Consider the following 17196-nt stretch of genomic DNA (forward strand, 5'->3'; position numbering starts at 1 on the left):
CGAGGGCTCGGGTCGGCGTGTTCCTGTTACGGTTCCGCGCCGCCCGCTCGACTTCTCGTTCCGACACCCCGCCCCGATCGACCCCCACGTAACGACTATTACGCCGGCCCGAGACGATTTCGGCATGGAGATCGAGGCGCTCGCCGACGAGTTCGCCCGACGGGACTGGCAGGAGATCACCGAAACCGACGACCCGGTTCGGTTCGCCATGATCGGCGTCGGCTGGTGGACCCGCGAGCAGGCGATGCCCGCCGTCGCGAACGGCGACCTCTGCGAGACGACCGTGCTGGTCAGCGGCGACCGCGAGAAGGCCGCCGACGCGGCGGCGTCGTCGCCGACCGTCGAGCGCGCGATCACCTACGACGAGTTCCACGAGGGCGCCGCGAGCGACGCCTACGACGCCGTCTACGTCGTCACGCCGAACGCGCTACACCTCCCCTTTGTCGAGACCGCGGCCGAACTGGACAAGGCGATCCTCTGCGAGAAGCCCATGGAGGCGACCGTCGAGCGCGCCGAGCGGATGGTCGAGGTCTGCGACGAACACGACGCGACGCTGATGATCGCCTACCGGATGCACACCGAACCGGCGGTCCGCCGCGCGAAGGAGCTGCTCGACGAGGGGGTCATCGGCGACCCGGTGTTCATCAACGGGAACATGACCGAGCGGATCCTCGAGCTGGTGCCCGACCCCGACCAGTGGCGGCTCGACGGCGAGCTGTCGGGCGGCTGTGCGGTCATGGACATCGGTCTGTACCCGCTGAACACCAGCCGGTTCCTGCTCGACGAGGACCCGGTCGGCGTGCGCGGCACGGTCGCCTCCGTGCAAGAGGAGTTCGCGGACGTGCCGGACGAACACGGCGCGTTCCAGCTGGATTTTCCGGGCCACGTGTACGCGGTCTGTACCGCGAGCCAGAACGCCTACATGGCGAGTCACATCTCCGTCATCGGAACCGAGGGGCGCCTGCGGATCGAACCCGCGTTCTACCCGTGGGACGACCGCGCGCTCACCGTCTCCCGGGGCGGAACGACGTTCGACGTCGACTTCGAGCAGGTCGACCAGATGGAAGAGGAGTTCGAGTACTTCTCGCACTGTCTGCTCGCAGGGGAGGAGCCGTATCCGGACGGCGAGCACGGGCTCGTCGACATCGAGGCGATCGAGGCCGTCTACGAGGCCTCGGAGACCGAGTCGACGGTCGACCTGCGCTGAGGGTCGCCAGAGTCGTCCTCGTCTCGCGCCGTCCTCGTCCCGCGCCGTCCTCGTCCCGCGCCATCCCCGTTCGCATGGTTCGGAGGACAGCTTTATTATCCGCTCCGCGGAACGTCGGGCCATGGCACCGACGATAACGAGGATCGAGAGCCGCGAGTTCGAGTACCCGCTCGAGGACGTGGGCACCGACGAGCACGGGTTCAACCTCGTGTACGACCCCGGCGAGACGACCTACCGGAAGCTGTTCGGCGTGAAGATCCACACCGACGAGGGGATCGTCGGCGAGTACGTCGGCGGGAACTCCCCGGCGGCGGCCCAGTACAACATCATCGCGAAGTACCTGGTCGGCAAGAACCCCCTGAAACGCGAGAAACACTGGTCGGAGATCAAGCGCGCCCTGCGGAAGTACGACCGGATGGGGATGGGCCCCATCGACATCGCGCTGTGGGACTTCGCGGGCAAGTACTACGACGCGCCGATCCACGAACTGCTGGGCACCTACCGCGAACGCATCCCGGCGTACGCCTCGACGTACCACGGCGACGAGGCGGGCGGGCTCGACTCCCCCGAGGCGTTCGCCGACTTCGCCGAAGACTGTTCGGACCAGGGCTTCGGCGGCTTCAAGATCCACGGCTGGGGCGGCGGCGACGAGTCCCGCGACCTCACCCGCGAGCTCGAAGCCGTCCGCGCGGTCGGCGAGCGCGTCGGCGACGAGATGGACCTGATGCACGATCCGGCCTGCGAACTCGAGACGTTCGCGGACGCGCTGGAACTCGGCCGCGCGCTCGACGAACAGGGGTTCTTCTGGTACGAGGACCCCTTCCGCGACGGCGGCATCTCCCAGCACGCCCACCGGAAACTCGCCCGGAAGCTCGACACCCCCATCCTCCAGACCGAGCACGTCCGCGGGCTCGAAATCAAGTCGGACTTCGCGGCCAACGAGGCGACCGACTTCCTCCGCGCGGACCCCGAGTACGACGCGGGCATCACCGGCGCGATGAAGGTCGCACACATGGCCGAGGCGTACGGCCTCGACGTGGAGTTCCACGCGCCCGGCCCGGCCCAGCGCCACTGCATCGCCGCCTGCCGAAACTCCAACTACTACGAGATGGCGCTGGTCCACCCCCACTGTCAGAGCACACAACCCCCCGTCTACGAGGGCAGCTACTCCGACATGATCGATACCGTCGACGACGACGGCACCGTCGGAGTGCCGGACGGCCCCGGCCTCGGCGTGGAGTACGACTGGGACTACATCGAGGCGAACACCACCGGCGACATCCACACCTACGAGTAACGGCACTCGCACGTGGCGGCGGTCATCCGCCCCGGACCGTGCCCGTCACAGTACGGGCCGGTCCGCCCGAGACGACCCACCGGAACTGTTCTCTCGGACGCGTTCCCGCCCGCGGTAGTGAGCATTCCCCGGGCGCGATGACGTGGCGCGTCCGTGTCGGCGACACTACCATTTCTCGGTCCCGCTCTCGTGGGCCCGCCCGGAAGCGGACTGATCGCGATTCCTCCCCGCCCGACTCGTCGACCGATGGGGTGTCCATCATTCGTGGACGGGAGCCGACGAGCTGCTGCGGGCCGTACGGCGGATGGTATTACGGTGGTAACTATGTAAAGACAGCGCGCCGCAGCGGCGGTTTGTCACACGTTCCACGTGAACGACGCACACATTTACACCAGTTTTGAAAACAGCCGTAGTTATCGAGCGGGCGTATCGGCGTCTATCTTTGTTGGACGCAGGTCGAGGCGCCGAGGAAACGGGTCCGCCGGTGGAGCGCCCGATGAACGGTCGATGGCCGAATCTCGGGTCTGCGGTCGGGAGAGCGTCGCAAGACTCCGTCGCTGCCGGCTCAGTCGCCCGGTCAGGACGCGGCTCCGGAGCACCGGACGCGATCGACGTCATCCCTCACCCGGTGACCCGAGAAATTATTTGACAGGAGATCGGACGTGAATCCGATGTCCGGAGATCTCAGTGACAAGAGCGCGTTCGTCGTGGGAGCGAGCCGCGGGATCGGAAGAGCGATCGCCGAGGAGTACGCCGCCCGCGGCGCGGATATCGCCGCCGTTGCCCGGTCGGAACCGGCGCTCGAGGAGCTCGCGGCGTCGCTGCCGACCCGGTGCGTTCCGATCGAGTGCGACGTCAGGGACGACGAGGCCGTCGAGCGCGCCGCGACGACCGCGGTCGACGCCCTCGGAACGATCGACGTCGGCGTCAACAGCGCGGGGACGATCGCGCGCGGGCGGCTCCACGAGGCCGACGAGGACGACTTGACGGGGGTGATCGACGTGAACCTCCTCGGCGCGCTCCGGGTCAGCAAGCACCTGCTGCCCGCCCTGATGGAGACGGAGGGGACGCTCATCCACGTCTCCTCGGAGGCGGGATCGGTCGGCGTCCCGGAGCTGCCGGCGTACTGCGCCAGCAAGGGCGGCCTCCACGCCGCGGTCCGACAGCTCGCGGTCGATTACGGTCCCGACGGCGTCTCGGTGGTGGCGATCGCTCCGGGGACGACGAAGACGTCGATGAACGAGGAAGTGAGGGAACGCGATCCCTCGTGGGTCGACGAGCGGGCGGCGGGGGTGCCGTACGGTCGCCTGGGAGAACCAGAGGATATCAGCGACCTGGCGGCGTTTCTCGCGAGGGACCGTTCGGACTATCTCACGGGAGAAGTCATCCACGTCGACGGCGGATCGACGGCGTGAGGGCGCCGGCGTCCCCGTTCAGTAGTGTTTGGTCTTGAGCTCGACCACGTTCGCGGTGTTCTGGAGCGCAGGGAGGAACTCCTTCTGGATGCGGTCGTCGTCGAACTCGTGTTTCGGTCCGGCCACGGAGATGGCGGCGTCGGACCGCTCCCCGTTGTTTTCGACCGGAATAGCGATGGATTTGACGCCCTTGACGCGCTCCTCGTCCTCGACGGCGTACCCTTGGGACCTGATGGTCTCGATCTCATCGAGCAGTTCGTCCTGGTTGACGATCGTGTGTTCGGTCGCCTGCGGGAGCCCGTGTCGGTCGGCGATCGACCGAATCTCTGTGTCGGACTTCTGTGACAGCAGTGCCTTGCCGAGCGCGGTCCAGTGCATCTGGGTGTACTCGCCCGTCGGCGCGTTGTTGAAGACGGCACCCGTCGGCTCCGTCCGGTACAGCATTACCCGGTAACCGTCCTCTTCACAGCCCATCGTGGCAACCTCGCCCGTCGTGTGAGCCAGTTCGTCGACCTCACTGCGTCCCACCTGGTAGAGGCTCATGTTGTGCCGAGCGCGTCCGCCGATGTTCAAAAACCGGAGGCTGAGGCTGTAGTTCCCGTCCTGATTGATGACGTAGCCGACGTCTTCCAGCGTCTTGAGGTAGACGTGGGCCGTGCTCTTCGGGATGTCCATGTGGTCCGCGAGCTCGCGGACCCCGCAACTGCCGAGTTCTCCGACGTTTTCGATGACGTCGAAGACGTTTTCGACCGCCTGTATCCGATTTGGATCGTCTGTCATTGTGTGTGTGCATGATGTGGCACACCGGATATCACTTTCGACTACTGTCCAACGATAGTGGATGAACACTTTGGAATCCAAAATTATTATTCATTACGTTCTCGCGGCTTGTATTCCGGTTTCGGCGCGAACTACCACCCGCTCGTCAGAACGGAAACAACGGCACGACGACGGGATAACAGCGAATCGCGTCGATGATCGGCGACGTAACGCCCCTGCGCGACCAGCAGCTACTACCGTTCGGCCCGTTCCATCAGTCCCCGCATGTACCCGATCGCAAAGAGCCGCCCCTTCGTGTGGTAGCCCGGATTCGAGTTGTCTTCTCCGACCATCGTCGGGACGTGGTCGGGGCGCATCACCACGTCGTCGTCGACGGCCTCCTGGTAGGCCTCCATCGCCGCGAGCATGTCGTTGGGGCCCTCGTCGTGCCACGTCTCGACGAAGTTGTCGGCGTCGCCCTCGACGTCGCGGAAGTGGACGAAGTTGATGCGGTCGCCGAACCGCCGGATCGTCGCCGGCAGATCGACGCCCATCGCGGCGAAGTTGCCCTGGCAGAACGTGATCCCGTTGTGTTCGCTGTCGTAGCAATCGAGGACGCGCTGGTACGCCTCGGGGCTGTTGACGATGCGCGGGACGCCGCCGAGCGACTCCCGAGGGGGATCGTCGGGATGGAGGCCGAGTTTCACCCCGGCCTCCTCCGCGACAGGCGTCACTTCCCGGAGGAAGTACTCCAGGGCTTCCCAGAGTTGCTCGCGGGAAGCGTCGACCGCCTGCTCGGCTCCGTCCCTGTGCATTCGATCGTCGGAGTATGCGGTCACCAGCGAGCCGCCGCGCGCCTCGACGTGCGCTTCGGTTCGTGCCCAGCGGATGCCGACCATCCAGTCGTAACAGACGACCGGGATGTCGAGTCGCCCGCAGTGCCTGATGAACTCCTTGAACTCCGCGATGTCCTCGTCGCGACCCTCCAGTCCGAGCCTGACGCGGTCGGTCAGCGGGACGCTCCCCTCGATGACGCTGATGTCGAGCCCCGCGTCCTCGTACCAGTTCTTCAGGTGCAACAGATCGTGATACGACCATGACGTTTTGCCGTCGCCGATCTCCAGGGTGTGAACGACGGCGTTCGTCACGCCCATCTGCTTGGCGAGCTGCCATCTGTCGTCCGGCTGTGGCGGTAAGACTACCGCTGAGTCGACCATGGACAGATGATTTAGAACCACGGATAAATAGCTTTCTTTCCCCGAGGTGACTTGCCGAAGCTGCGATCGACCGGACGCTTCGATCCGCGAGCGGCTGGTGCCGCCGGGGGAAGATAAAAATACTCCGCCGTGTGAGGTTTCAACGGATCACACATGAGCGACACGTTCGATGGAGAGACAGCCATCGTCACGGGTGCTTCGAGAGGAATCGGCAGCGGGATCGCGACCAAACTCGCGGAGCAGGGAGCGTCAGTGGTCGTCAACTACCGCTCTTCCGAACGGCAGGCCGAGTCTGTCGTTGACGAGATCGAGGATCGCGGCGGAGAAGCCGTCGCGGTGCAGGCCGACGTGAGCGACCGCGACGACGTGGCGGCGATGGTCGAGGCGACCGTCGATCGCTTCGGGTCGCTCGACGTGATGGTGAACAACGCGGGGATGACGACGCTGGGTCCGGCGGCGGACATCGACGTCGAGGACTGGCGGCGAGTGATCGAGGTGGACCTGACGGGCGTGTTCATCGGTTGCCAGGCTGCGGGCCGGCAGATGCAGTCCCAGGCCGACGGCGGGGCGATCGTCAACGTCTCGTCGATGATGGGCGAGATGGGGTTTCACATGCGAGCGCCGTACTGTGCGGCGAAGGCGGGCGTCATCAACCTCACACGAACCCTCGCCGTCGAGTGGGCGGAGGACGACATCAGCGTGAACGCGCTCGCGCCGGGGTTCATCCAGACCGACATCACGGACCAGACGCAGGACTCGGCCGGATACACCGACGACGACATCCGCCGACGCACGCCGATGGCCCGGTACGGCACCGTCGAGGAGATGGCCAACTGCGTGAGCTTCCTGGCACGCGGCGACACGTACGTTACGGGCGAGGTGCTTCGGGCCGACGGTGGATGGACGTCCGACGCGTGGCGGTACCGCGAGGACCGCGCGTGACGGCGCCGAACTCGCCTTTTTCCGGGTGCGCGGTGGCGGCCACGAAACCGGGGAAAGTTTTATATAATTATCCCCAGTCTTCTATGATGAACCATGTCAAATGGGTCATCCGTTGTTAGCAGACGCTCGTTGATCAAGGGTATCGGTACGGGCGCTATCGCCGCGACCGCCGGCTGTTCCGGCCTCACGGGAGACGGCGGCGGTGGCGGTGGCGTCGACATGACGATCGCCAGCACGTTCGAGCCGGGCCACATCCTGGTCCAGACCTCCGAGATGTTCAAGGAGAACATCGAAGAGGAGTCGGACGGCGACATCTCCGTCCAGATCAGCGCCGGCGGTGCCTACGGCTCCGAGGACGAGACGGGCGAGATCGTCAGCCAGGGCGGCGTCGAGGCTCACGCCGCGGGTAGCTTCCCGTACTTCCAGTTCGCGCCCGAGTACTGGTTCTTCGGGTGCCCGTTCGTCCTCTCGAGCTACGACCAGCTGCTGTCGGTGCTGGATAGCGACCAGATGCAGGAGGCACACGACGCGCTCGTCGAGAGCGGGAACCAGCGCCCAATCGGCCAGCAGATCTACCGCGGCGCGCGCCACTTCACCTCAAACTCGCCGATCCGCGGCCCGAGCGACGTCGAGGGGCTCAACCTGCGCCTGCCGGAGCTCGACCCGTGGGTCGCCATCTGGGAGCAGGTCGGCGCCTCGCCGACGCCGATTGCGCTGGACGAGCTGTACAGCGCGCTCGAACAGGGGACGGCGGACGCATCGGAGGGCGGCGCGGAGCAGATCAGCTCGTTCAACCTCTACGAGGTCCAGAGCCACCTGAGCCTGACGAGCCACCTGATCGCGAACGGGAACATCTACATCAACGACGACTTCTACCAGGGGCTCGACGAGACTCACCAGGACATGATCATGGAGGTCGGCCAGTCGGTGACGGAGACCGCATCGGAGGAATCCCAGTCGAGCGAGGAGGAGCTGATCCAGGAGCTGGGCGAGCAGGGCATGACGATCGTCGAGGACGTCGACACCGAAGCGTTCCAGGAGCAGGCGGAACCGGCGGTCGAGCAACTGTTCGAGGAGACGTGGGCCTTCGACTGGGAAACCGTCCGAAACATGTGACCGTCGGATCCGTAACAATGAATAGGTGAGCTAGATACTGTTTCACTTACAATGGAAATCGACCAATCACTCGACCTGAAGCGGGATCACCCCCTCGACAGGGTCATCCTCTACGGCGCGACGGCGCTGTTTACGGCGACGATCGTCCTGACCACGCTTCAGGTGTTCATTCGGCTGTTGAACCTTCCAACGTTCGGCTTCCTTCACTGGACCCAGCCGGCGGCGCGGTTCGTGCTCGTCGTCGCGACGTATCTGGGCGCCGCCGTCGCCGTTCGGAACAACGAGATGATCGCGATCCAGTTCCTGCTCGAACGGCTCGCGAACTGGAAGCCGTGGCTCGGTTACCTGGTGAAAATGATCGGAAAACTGGTCACCGCCGGCTTCCTGCTCGTCGCCCTCGAAGGGACGGTCGTCACGACCATCGACGACTGGGCGACGTCGATCGGCGGGATCGGGTTCGTCACGTCCGGTCACCTGTACCTCGGGATCGGCATCGGCCTCGCGCTGATGCTGCTCTACACCGCGATCGACCTCGTGGCGCTCGTGCGGGAGATCCTGGCGTGGACGGGCGGCGAAACCAGCGGCAGCCAACTCGAGGAGGGGATGGCCGATGAGTGAGCTGCTCATTATCGGCACCCTGTTCCTCGGGACGCTCCTGGTCCTGTACGCGCTCGGCGTCTCCGTCGGGATCGCCATGGGCGCCACCTGCGTCATCGTGATGCTGTCTCCGTTCGGGCGCGGACTCAACCCCGGGCTGATCGCTCAACAGTTGCTCTACGGGCTCAACAGCTTCACGCTGCTCGCCATCCCGTTCTACCTGCTGCTGGGGCGGCTGATGAACCGCATCGGGATGACGCAGCGCATCTTCTCGCTGGCGAACTCGCTCGTCGGGCAGTTCCGCGGGGGGATCGCCCACGTCAACATCGTCGCGAGCATGATCTTCTCGGGGATGTCCGGCCTCGCGGTCGCCGACGCCGCGGGACTCGGTCGCGTCGAGTACACCGCGATGCGCGACCAGGGGTACGAGAAGGACATCTCGCTCGGCGTCACCGGGTCGTCCGCGATTATCGGCCCGATCATCCCACCGAGCGTGCCGATCATCATCTACGCCGTGCTGGCCGAGGAGTCGATCGGCGAGCTGTTCCTCGGCGGGGTCATCCCCGGGATCCTCATCGGCATCTTCCTGATGGCGCTCGTCTTCCTGATCGTGCACCTGCGGGGGTACGAATCCGACAACACCTTCGACCTGTCGGACTGCTGGAAGAGTTTAAAGGAGGCGGTGTTCCCGCTGTTCGCCCCGATACTCATCATCGGCGGCATTCTCTCCGGCCTATTCACCGCCACCGAAGCGGGGGCCATCGCGGTCGTCTACACCATCCTCCTCGGAATGTTCGTCTACGACGAACTCTCCCTGCGGGGGCTGTTCGAGGAGCTCCAGTACGGGATGGTCGAGACGTTCTCGCTGACGTTCATCGTCGGCGTGGCGTCGCTGTACGGCCTCGTCGCGCTACAGCTGCAGCTGCCGATCCTGATGGCCGAGTCGATCACGAACTTCTCGGGCAACCCCACGGTCGTGATCCTGCTGCTGGTCGGGCTCCTGCTCGTCGTCGGGACGTTCATGGAGACCATCGCCGCGATCACCATCCTCGTCCCGATCTTCATGCCGATCCTGGAGATCACCGGCATCGACCCGCTCCACTTCGGCATCGTGATGATCCTGACGCTGATGCTCGGCCTGCTGACGCCGCCGTTCGGCGTCATCCTCTTCGTCCTGGAGAAGGTGACCGACGCGACGCTGGAGGAAGTGATGAAAGCGGTACTACCCTACTACGTGCCGATTCTCCTGGTGTTGCTGATCACCATCTTCGTCCCGGAGGTCGTCACGTACCCGGTGACCGAACTGATGGGCTGACGGGCGGCTGAGGCGCCCCGGCTCTTCTCTTCCCATCGGAGGCGGCTGAACCAACGGAAACATTTTTTCTGGTTGCCAGTGAGTACCACCCGTGAGAACGTTCGAGGGCTACCCGCGGGACGACGGCCCCGCCGGTGTACGAAACTACGTGGCAGTGATACCGACGTCGGTCACGGCGTCGCCGGTCGCGGCGGAGATCGCCGATCGGTCGGCCGAGACCGTCCGAGCGACGCCGCATCAGATGGGGACCGATCCGCCGGCGGCGACTCGCGACCAGATCGAGCGAACGCTGACGGGCGTCGGCAGCAACCCCAACGTCGGCGGGACGCTCGTCGTCGACCTCGGCACGGAGGCGATCGACGCCGACGATATCGCCGACGCGGTGGCGGCGACCGGCCGCGACGCCGAGACGCTCTCGATCCGCGAGGCGGGCGGGACGGCGGCCGCAGTCGAGGAGGGAACGGAACTGGCCCGCTCCCTTCGCGAGGGGATCTCCGGCGCGCGCCGAGAGGAGCGCGGCGCGAGCGAACTCGTCTTCGCCGTCGAGTGCGGCGGCTCCGACGCGACGAGCGGGATCGCCGCCAACCCGGCCGTCGGGGCGGCCTGCGACCGCCTGGTGCGAGACGGCGGCACGGCGACGTTCTCCGAGACGCCGGAGTTCATCGGCGCCGAGCACGTCCTGGCCGAGCGGTGCGCGGACGAGGACGTCAGAGAGCGGCTCCTCGATCGCGTCGAGCGCCGGGAGTCGACGGCCGAGTTGATGGGCGTCGATCTGCGGGGCGCACAGCCTAGCCCCGGTAATCAGGAGGGCGGCCTGACGACCATCGAGGAGAAGAGCCTCGGCGCCATCTCGAAGGGCGGGACGACCCCAGTTCAGGGCATCGTCGACTACGCCGAGCGGCTCCCGGTCGGCGGCGGGCTGGTGCTGATGGACACGCCGGGGTACGACATCGAGAGCGTCGTCGGCAAGGTCGCCGGCGGCGCGCAGGTCGTCGCCTTCACCACCGGGCGGGGGTCGACGACCGGGAACCCGCTGGCGCCCGTGATCAAGGTGACGGGGAACCCGAAGACGGCGGACCGACTCGCCGCGAACGTCGACGTCGACGCGAGCGACGTGATCGACGGCGAGCCGATCGACGCCGTCGGCGAGCGGATCTACGAGACGCTGCTGGCCGTCGCCGGCGGCGAGCGGACCGCCGCGGAGCGCCGCCGCCTCGAGGAGTTCGCCGTCAACGAGCTCCAGCCGAACGAGCTCGCGGAGCTGCGGGGTGACGCATGAAAGGGACGGTCCTCGGCGACGCCGGGCTGCACATGGCGGCACGGGACAACGTCGTCACGGCCATCGACGACCTGGAGGCCGGCACGAAAATCCCGCGCGACGGCGAGACGGTCGAACTCGCCGAGGCGGTCCCGTTCGGCCACAAGATCGCGCTGGTGGCGATGGAGCCCGGTGACGCCGTCGTGAAGTACGGCGAGACGATCGGGGAAGCCGTCGAGCCGATCGCCCCCGGCGAGTGGGTACACACGCACAACTGCGAGAGCAGGCGCGGCCGGGGCGACCGCGCCGCGAGCGACGGAGAGGTGGCCTGATGTCGGCGCCGACCGGTGCCGCTTCGACCCGCGAGTCGACGACGTCCTTCGAGGCGTATCGGCGGGACGACGGGCGGGCGGGCGTGCGGAACCGCGTGCTGGTCGTCCCGTCGGTGATCTGCTCACACATCGTCGCCGAACGCATCGCCGAGCGCGAGGACGGCGCCGTCTGCGCCCCGCACGACCACGGCTGCGGGCAGATCGGCGACGACCACGACCAGACCGAACGGACGCTCCTGAACCTCGCCCGCAATCCGAACGTCGCGGGCGCGACCGTCGTGGGGCTGGGCTGCGAACACCTCCAGAGCGGGCCGTTCGCCGACCGGGTCGCCGAGAGCGGCGTGACGGTCCGCGAGACGGCGATCCAGGACGCGGGCGGCACCGAGGCCTGCGTCGAGGAGGGCGCCGCGGCGACCGCCGACCTGGCGGCGGCCGCGGCCGACGCGGATCGGGCCGACGCGACGCTGGCAGATCTCACCGTCGGCGTCGTGAGCTCGGATCTCGAGGGGTCGACGCGGACGGTCGCGGATCCGCTAGTGGGCGATACCGTCGACGCGCTGATCGACGCCGGCGCGCGCGTCGTCGTCGCCGGGACGGACCGCCTCGCGGCCCACCGGGACGCGGCCGCCGACCGCGCCGCGACGGCGACCGTCGCCGAGTCGATTCAGGAGATCGGCGAACGCGACGCCGGCCGTCCCGGGAACGCGCGTCGCGTCGCCCGCCGCGCCGCCGACGCGCCGTTCGACGAGATCGTCGAGGCGTGGGGGAACGCGAGCGTCGACGAGCTCGTTCCGTACGGCGGCCGGGCGTCGACCGACGCCGGGCTGACGCTGGTCGACGCTCCCTCCCGCTTCGAGGAGGCCGCGACCGCGCTCGCGGCGGCCGGAGCGTCGGTCGTCGTCCACGTCACCGCGGACGGGGTGCCGACGGGACATCCGGTCGTCCCGGTACTCAAGGTGACCGGCGACGGAGCGACGGCGGAGGCGCTCGCGGACGATATCGACCTCGACGCCCGCGCGGCCGACGCCGACGCGGTGCTCGACGAGCTGGTTCGCGTCGCGGGCGGGGAACGAACGGCGAGCGAGGACCACGGGCTGACGTCGTTCGCGATCAGTCGCGTCGGCCCGTCGCTGTAGGGCGACGGGCGGCTCGACGAAACGGCTCGTCGTCCGCGATCGCCTCGGTCGACGATCCGCGGGCCGAACGGCGACGACCGGCTGATTCGAGGCGGGGAAAAGAATAATACAGCAACACGTCTCGTAGAACACGAGATGGCACTGTTCGAACACGGTCCGGTAGTGGGTCGGCAGCAGACGCCAGGAGCGTCAGACGCCGACGTGGAGGAACGATCCGACGACGGCGCCCGGGGGTCCACGGAGGTGCCGGCGTGAGGGCGGCGCCGCTCGTCGAGGCGGGAACGTTCGAGCCGGAAACCAGGGAGCGCCCGACGCCGGGACCGTCCGAGGTGCTCGTCGAGGTGAGCGATGTCGGCATCTGCGGCTCCGACGTCCACTGGTACGAGCACGGCCGGATGGGCGATCGTGCCGTCGAGGAACCGCTGGTGCTCGGCCACGAGAGCGCCGGGACGGTCGTCGAGGTGGGCGCGGCCGTCGACGACCACGCCGTCGGCGACGCGGTGACGATCGAGCCCGGCGTCCCCTGCGGCGAGTGCGAGCACTGCCGACGGGGCGCGTATAACCTCTGCCCGGCGGTCGAGTTCATGGCGACGCCCGGCACCGACGGCGCGTTCCGGGAGTACGTCGCCTGGCCCGCGGAGTACGTGTACGGTCTCCCCGCGTCCGTCTCCGCTCGAGAGGGGGCGCTCTGCGAGCCGATAAGCGTCGGCGTCCACGCCGTTCGGCGCGCCGGCGTGGGGATGGGGGACTCGGTGCTCGTGATGGGTGCGGGTCCCATCGGCCTCCTCGCCGCCGACGTGGCGCGGGCGGCCGGCGCCGCGGACGTGGCCGTCGTCGACGTCGTCGACTCGAAGCTCGATCGAGCCCTCAACCGCGGTGCGGACCTCGCGATCGACAGCCGCGAGACGGACGTCGCGGCGGCGGTCCGCGACGAGTTCGGCGCGGGCGTCGACGCCGCGATCGAGGCCACCGGGGCGCCGCCCGCGATCGAGGCGGTGCTCGACGCGCCCGGGCCGGACGGCACCGCGGTTCTGGTCGGCCTCGCGCCCGACGCCGAGGTGCCCGTAGACACGTTCGAGCTGGTCCGGCGACAGGTTGACGTGCGGGGGAGCTACAGGTTCGCCAACACGTACCCGACGGCGATCTCCCTGATCGCGAGCGGCGACGTGGACGCGGCCGGGATCGTCGACTTCGAACTGTCGCTCGATCGGATCGGCGACGCGTTCGGGCGGGCCGCGGAGCCCGACGTGGTCAAGGGCATGATCTCGATGGGCTGACTGGGAACTCGACGGGGACGCGGCCGAAGATTTATATTCAAACGGACACCGTATTTCGGCATGGTAATCGTCGCAGCGATCAGCGGCTCCGAGCAGTCGATGGAGGTCGTCGCACAGGCGAACGAACTCGCGCGGGCGTTCGAAGACGAACTCCACCTCGTTCACGTCATCGAGGAGACCGAGTACACGCGGCTGGTCGAAAAGCAGTCCAACGCGCGCGAGACGGACTCGGGATCCGTCGAGGAAAACGCCGCGGCGGCAGCGACGGACGGCGTCGACGAGATCGTCGATGCCGACTACGAGATCGTCGGCCGCGTCGGGAACCCGAGCAAGAAAGTCCTCGAGTACGCGGACGAGGTCGACGCCAGGTACGTCGTCGTCGGGGGTCGATCCCGCTCTCCGACCGGGAAGGCGCTGTTCGGCAGCGTCACCCAGTCGATCCTCCTGAACACGGAACGCCCCGTCGTGACCCTCACGGAGACGGAGTAGCTGATCCGAGTCGACCATGACGCTACAGCCGCGACAAGCCGGTCCGGGGGGCCGCTCCCCAGCAAGTGTCGAGACGAACATTGCAACGCTTATCCCGATACGCACGAAGGAGGACCTATGAGTTCAGGCTCGGTAGAGCAGTTCCAACAGTCGCTGTCGCGCCTCGACGCAGCGTCGACCGTCGTCTCGCCCGACGAACTGGAAGCGACGATCGCCGACCTGGCCGATCCCCCCGCGATCGGGGCCGAACTGCCGTTCGACGATCTCTCGCTCGCCGAGACGCCGGTTACCCTCGGCCCGTCGCCCGCACAGCTCAGGGACGCGGTGACGGGCGTGACGGGGTCGCGCATGGGGATCGCCTCGCTCGGGACGGTCGCCGTCGAGTCCCGGGAAGAGGGCGACGAGTTCGTCGCGCTGTACCCCGAACGACACGTGGTAGTCATCAAAGCGAGCGACCTTCGGTCGGACCTCGCGGACGCCTTCGGCTGGATCCGGGGAGAGTTCGAAGCCGACCGGCAGTCGTTCATCCTCGCGACGGGGCCGAGCTCGACCGGCGACATGGGCGCGCTCGTGCAGGGCGTCCACGGGCCCGAGCAGGTCCACATCGTCATCGTCAGGGACAATGAGTGAATCAGAACAACTGGATGCCGACCGCATCCGCACGCTACTCGAATCGGAGGGCGACGAGATCAAGGAGAACACGCGCCTGTTCAACGCCGAACGGTACGACGCGGTGGAGGCCGTCGGCGAGGCCGAACACGAGGACAACCGGTCCCGGGCGCGGGAAATAAAGGAGGACGCGATCGAGCGCCTCCCCGAGCTCGTCGACCGGACCAGGGAAGCCGTCGAGGCGAACGGCGGCACGGTGTACGTCGCCGACGACGCGGCCGACGCCAACCGGTACATCTCGGAGGTCGCGGACGACGCCGACGCCGACAGCGTCGTGAAATCGAAGTCGATGACGACCGAGGAGATCGACCTGAACGAGGCGCTCGAGGCCGACGGCCTCGACGTCTGGGAGACCGACCTCGGCGAGTTCGTCGTCCAGATTGCCGAGGAGGCGCCGTCGCACATCGTCGGCCCGTCGCTCCACAAGTCCCGCGAGGAGATCACGGAGCTGTTCGAGCGGGAGTTCGACCCGGATGAGTCGCTCGACTCCGCGGAGAAGCTGACGGCGTTCGCCCGGGAGTACCTCGGCGGGCGCATCGACGACGCGGAGGTCGGCGTCACGGGCGCGAACTTCGTCATGGCCGACAGCGGATCGATAGCGCTGGTGACGAACGAGGGGAACGCCCGCAAGTGCGCGTCGATCCCCGACACGCACGTCGCGGTCGCCGGGATCGAGAAGATCATCCCCTCGGTCGCCGAGCTGGAACCGTTCGCTGAGCTCATCTCGCGGTCGGCGACGGGCCAGGAGATCCCCCAGTACCTGTCGCTGCTGACGCCGCCGGTCGACACGCCCGCGATCGACTTCGACAGCGAGGACGAGCCGGGCTTCGGCAACAGCGACGCGGACCGGGAGTTCCACCTGGTGCTCCTCGACAACGGGCGGCGGGAGATGCGCGAGGACGACGATCTCCGCGAGACGCTGTACTGCATCCGGTGTGGCGCCTGCGCGAACTCCTGTGCGAACTTCCAGTCGGTCGGCGGCCACGCCTTCGGCGGCGAGACGTACACGGGCGGCATCGCAACCGGCTGGGAGGCCGGCATCGAGGGCAACGACGTGGCGGAGGAGTTCAACGACCTCTGTACCGGCTGTTCCCGCTGCGTGAACGCGTGTCCGGTGAAGATCGACATCCCCTGGATCAACACGGTCGTCCGCGACCGCATCAACCGCGGGAAGGATCCCGGCTTCGACGACATGCTCGTCGACGGGCTGATGCCCGACGAGGAGGAGAGCGGGACGCCGCTCCGGAAACGGTTCTTCGGGAACTTCGAGACGGCGGCGAAGATCGGGAGCGCGACTGCACCGCTCTCGAACGCCGTGGCCTCGACCGGCCTCGCCCGGAAGGCGATGGAGTCGGTGCTGGGCGTCGACGCCCGGCGCGACCTGCCCGAGTTCGAGCGCACGACCCTCCGCGACTGGGCCGAGGGTCGCGAGTCCCCGGTCGAGGCGCCCGAGCGCCGCGTCGCGCTGTACCCAGACGTGTACACGAACTACGTGCAAACCGAGCGCGGCAAGGCCGCGGTCCGCGTGCTGGAGGCGCTGGGCTGCGAGGTCGTCGTCCCCGACGTCGGCGGTTCGGGGCGGGCGCCGCTGTCCCAGGGGATGATCGCGACGGCCGAACGGAAGGCCGAGGACGTCGCCGAGTCGGTTCTCCCGTACGTCGAGGACGGGTACGACGTGGTCGTCGTCGAGCCCAGCGACCTCGCGATGTTCCGCCGGGAGTACGAGAAACTGCTCCCCGCGGAGGAACACGAACGGATCGACCAGGGGAGCTACGAGATCCTGGAGTACGTGTTCGGCCTGCTGGAGAACGGCGCGAGCGCCGACGCCTTGCCCGGCGGCGACGGCGACGGCGTCGCGTACCACAGCCACTGCCAGCAGCGGACGCTCGGCCTGGAATCGTACACCGAGACGGTGCTGGAGCGGCTGGGGTACGACGTGCTCACCTCCGACGTCGAGTGCTGCGGGATGGCCGGAAGCTTCGGGTACAAGAGCGAGTACTACGACCTGAGCATGGACGTCGGCGCGACGCTGGCCGACCAGTTCGAGGCGGTCGCCGACGAGCGGACGGTCGTCGCCAGCGGCACCTCCTGCATGGAGCAACTCGACTCGCTGCTGTCGCCGGGGACGCGCCATCCCGTCGAGCTTCTCGATCCCGCGGGCCGGTAGTCT

The 17196-nt window shown here is 67.5% G+C and carries 16 protein-coding genes; 14 read left to right on the plus strand and 2 right to left on the minus strand.

Annotation, left to right across the window (positions count from 1 at the left end; all coding sequences use genetic code 11):
* Positions 1 to 124 precede the first annotated feature (124 nt).
* From gfo6 to ABDZ81_RS06975, 3 genes are all read left to right on the plus strand, one after another.
* Entirely contained in the window at positions 125 to 1207 is a 1083-nt protein-coding gene (gfo6, locus tag ABDZ81_RS06965; RefSeq protein WP_343773190.1) for a D-xylose 1-dehydrogenase Gfo6, read from the plus strand.
* Positions 1208 to 1328: 121 nt separating this feature from the next.
* Positions 1329 to 2504 carry a mandelate racemase family protein gene (locus ABDZ81_RS06970; protein WP_343773191.1) on the plus strand — a complete coding sequence of 392 codons (1176 nt, stop codon included), beginning with the start codon at positions 1329 to 1331 and terminating at the stop codon, positions 2502 to 2504.
* A 671-nt stretch (positions 2505 to 3175) separates the two neighbouring features.
* A complete protein-coding gene (locus tag ABDZ81_RS06975; protein ID WP_343773192.1) occupies positions 3176 to 3919 on the plus strand; it encodes an SDR family NAD(P)-dependent oxidoreductase in 744 nt (247 codons plus the stop codon).
* A gap of 18 nt (positions 3920 to 3937) precedes the next feature.
* On the opposite strand, the gene ABDZ81_RS06980 is transcribed toward ABDZ81_RS06975, so the two are convergent.
* Together ABDZ81_RS06980 and ABDZ81_RS06985 are read right to left on the minus strand one after the other, a co-directional pair.
* Entirely contained in the window at positions 3938 to 4699 is a 762-nt protein-coding gene (locus tag ABDZ81_RS06980) for an IclR family transcriptional regulator (protein ID WP_343773193.1), read from the minus strand.
* A gap of 233 nt (positions 4700 to 4932) precedes the next feature.
* A complete protein-coding gene (locus ABDZ81_RS06985; RefSeq protein ID WP_343773194.1) occupies positions 4933 to 5895 on the minus strand; it encodes a mannonate dehydratase in 963 nt (320 codons plus the stop codon).
* 153 nt (positions 5896 to 6048) lie between these two features.
* On the opposite strand from ABDZ81_RS06985, the gene ABDZ81_RS06990 reads away from it, so the two are divergent.
* From ABDZ81_RS06990 to ABDZ81_RS07040, 11 genes are all read left to right on the plus strand, one after another.
* Positions 6049 to 6837, plus strand: coding sequence for an SDR family NAD(P)-dependent oxidoreductase (locus ABDZ81_RS06990; RefSeq protein WP_343773195.1), 789 nt, complete (start codon positions 6049 to 6051; stop codon positions 6835 to 6837).
* Positions 6838 to 7056: 219 nt separating this feature from the next.
* Complete coding sequence (locus ABDZ81_RS06995) at positions 7057 to 7953, plus strand: TRAP transporter substrate-binding protein (RefSeq protein WP_343773196.1); 897 nt, start codon at positions 7057 to 7059, stop codon at positions 7951 to 7953.
* Positions 7954 to 8004: 51 nt separating this feature from the next.
* The gene (locus ABDZ81_RS07000) at positions 8005 to 8571 is read left to right on the plus strand and encodes a TRAP transporter small permease (protein ID WP_343773197.1); all 567 of its coding nucleotides are present in this window, start codon (positions 8005 to 8007) and stop codon (positions 8569 to 8571) included.
* Positions 8564 to 9865 carry a TRAP transporter large permease gene (locus ABDZ81_RS07005; RefSeq protein WP_343773198.1) on the plus strand — a complete coding sequence of 434 codons (1302 nt, stop codon included), beginning with the start codon at positions 8564 to 8566 and terminating at the stop codon, positions 9863 to 9865. Before ABDZ81_RS07000 ends, ABDZ81_RS07005 begins: the two co-directional genes overlap by 8 nt.
* Positions 9866 to 9956: 91 nt before the next feature.
* A complete protein-coding gene (locus ABDZ81_RS07010) occupies positions 9957 to 11144 on the plus strand; it encodes a UxaA family hydrolase (RefSeq protein WP_343773199.1) in 1188 nt (395 codons plus the stop codon).
* A complete protein-coding gene (locus tag ABDZ81_RS07015; protein ID WP_343773200.1) occupies positions 11141 to 11455 on the plus strand; it encodes a UxaA family hydrolase in 315 nt (104 codons plus the stop codon). The genes ABDZ81_RS07010 and ABDZ81_RS07015 overlap by 4 nt, the downstream gene beginning before the upstream one ends.
* The gene (locus ABDZ81_RS07020) at positions 11455 to 12591 is read left to right on the plus strand and encodes a UxaA family hydrolase (RefSeq protein WP_343773201.1); all 1137 of its coding nucleotides are present in this window, start codon (positions 11455 to 11457) and stop codon (positions 12589 to 12591) included. The genes ABDZ81_RS07015 and ABDZ81_RS07020 overlap by 1 nt, the downstream gene beginning before the upstream one ends.
* A gap of 251 nt (positions 12592 to 12842) precedes the next feature.
* The gene (locus ABDZ81_RS07025) at positions 12843 to 13868 is read left to right on the plus strand and encodes an NAD(P)-dependent alcohol dehydrogenase (protein WP_343773202.1); all 1026 of its coding nucleotides are present in this window, start codon (positions 12843 to 12845) and stop codon (positions 13866 to 13868) included.
* Positions 13869 to 13928: 60 nt separating this feature from the next.
* The gene (locus tag ABDZ81_RS07030) at positions 13929 to 14357 is read left to right on the plus strand and encodes a universal stress protein (protein ID WP_343773203.1); all 429 of its coding nucleotides are present in this window, start codon (positions 13929 to 13931) and stop codon (positions 14355 to 14357) included.
* 117 nt (positions 14358 to 14474) lie between these two features.
* Positions 14475 to 14987, plus strand: a complete 513-nt coding sequence (locus ABDZ81_RS07035; protein ID WP_343773204.1) for an LUD domain-containing protein — start codon at positions 14475 to 14477, stop codon at positions 14985 to 14987.
* Complete coding sequence (locus ABDZ81_RS07040) at positions 14980 to 17193, plus strand: LUD domain-containing protein (protein ID WP_343773205.1); 2214 nt, start codon at positions 14980 to 14982, stop codon at positions 17191 to 17193. Before ABDZ81_RS07035 ends, ABDZ81_RS07040 begins: the two co-directional genes overlap by 8 nt.
* The last annotated feature ends 3 nt before the right edge of the window (positions 17194 to 17196 follow it).

The organism is Natronoarchaeum mannanilyticum, from assembly GCF_039522665.1.
GTDB lineage: Archaea > Halobacteriota > Halobacteria > Halobacteriales > Natronoarchaeaceae > Natronoarchaeum > Natronoarchaeum mannanilyticum.

Excerpts from the sequence above, each read along its gene's own strand:
- ABDZ81_RS07035 (WP_343773204.1), top strand. The coding sequence starts at position 14,475 with ATGAGTTCAGGCTCGGTAGAGCAGTTCCAACAGTCGCTGTCGCGCCTC.
- ABDZ81_RS07020 (WP_343773201.1), top strand. The coding sequence starts at position 11,455 with ATGTCGGCGCCGACCGGTGCCGCTTCGACCCGCGAGTCGACGACGTCC.
- ABDZ81_RS06995 (WP_343773196.1), top strand. The coding sequence starts at position 7,057 with ATGACGATCGCCAGCACGTTCGAGCCGGGCCACATCCTGGTCCAGACC.
- ABDZ81_RS06970 (WP_343773191.1), top strand. The coding sequence starts at position 1,329 with ATGGCACCGACGATAACGAGGATCGAGAGCCGCGAGTTCGAGTACCCG.
- ABDZ81_RS07000 (WP_343773197.1), top strand. The coding sequence starts at position 8,005 with ATGGAAATCGACCAATCACTCGACCTGAAGCGGGATCACCCCCTCGAC.
- ABDZ81_RS06975 (WP_343773192.1), top strand. The coding sequence starts at position 3,176 with ATGTCCGGAGATCTCAGTGACAAGAGCGCGTTCGTCGTGGGAGCGAGC.
- ABDZ81_RS06980 (WP_343773193.1), bottom strand. The coding sequence starts at position 4,699 with ATGACAGACGATCCAAATCGGATACAGGCGGTCGAAAACGTCTTCGAC.
- ABDZ81_RS07030 (WP_343773203.1), top strand. The coding sequence starts at position 13,929 with ATGGTAATCGTCGCAGCGATCAGCGGCTCCGAGCAGTCGATGGAGGTC.
- ABDZ81_RS07005 (WP_343773198.1), top strand. The coding sequence starts at position 8,564 with ATGAGTGAGCTGCTCATTATCGGCACCCTGTTCCTCGGGACGCTCCTG.
- gfo6 (WP_343773190.1), top strand. The coding sequence starts at position 125 with ATGGAGATCGAGGCGCTCGCCGACGAGTTCGCCCGACGGGACTGGCAG.
- ABDZ81_RS07040 (WP_343773205.1), top strand. The coding sequence starts at position 14,980 with ATGAGTGAATCAGAACAACTGGATGCCGACCGCATCCGCACGCTACTC.
- ABDZ81_RS06990 (WP_343773195.1), top strand. The coding sequence starts at position 6,049 with ATGAGCGACACGTTCGATGGAGAGACAGCCATCGTCACGGGTGCTTCG.
- ABDZ81_RS07015 (WP_343773200.1), top strand. The coding sequence starts at position 11,141 with ATGAAAGGGACGGTCCTCGGCGACGCCGGGCTGCACATGGCGGCACGG.
- ABDZ81_RS06985 (WP_343773194.1), bottom strand. The coding sequence starts at position 5,895 with ATGGTCGACTCAGCGGTAGTCTTACCGCCACAGCCGGACGACAGATGG.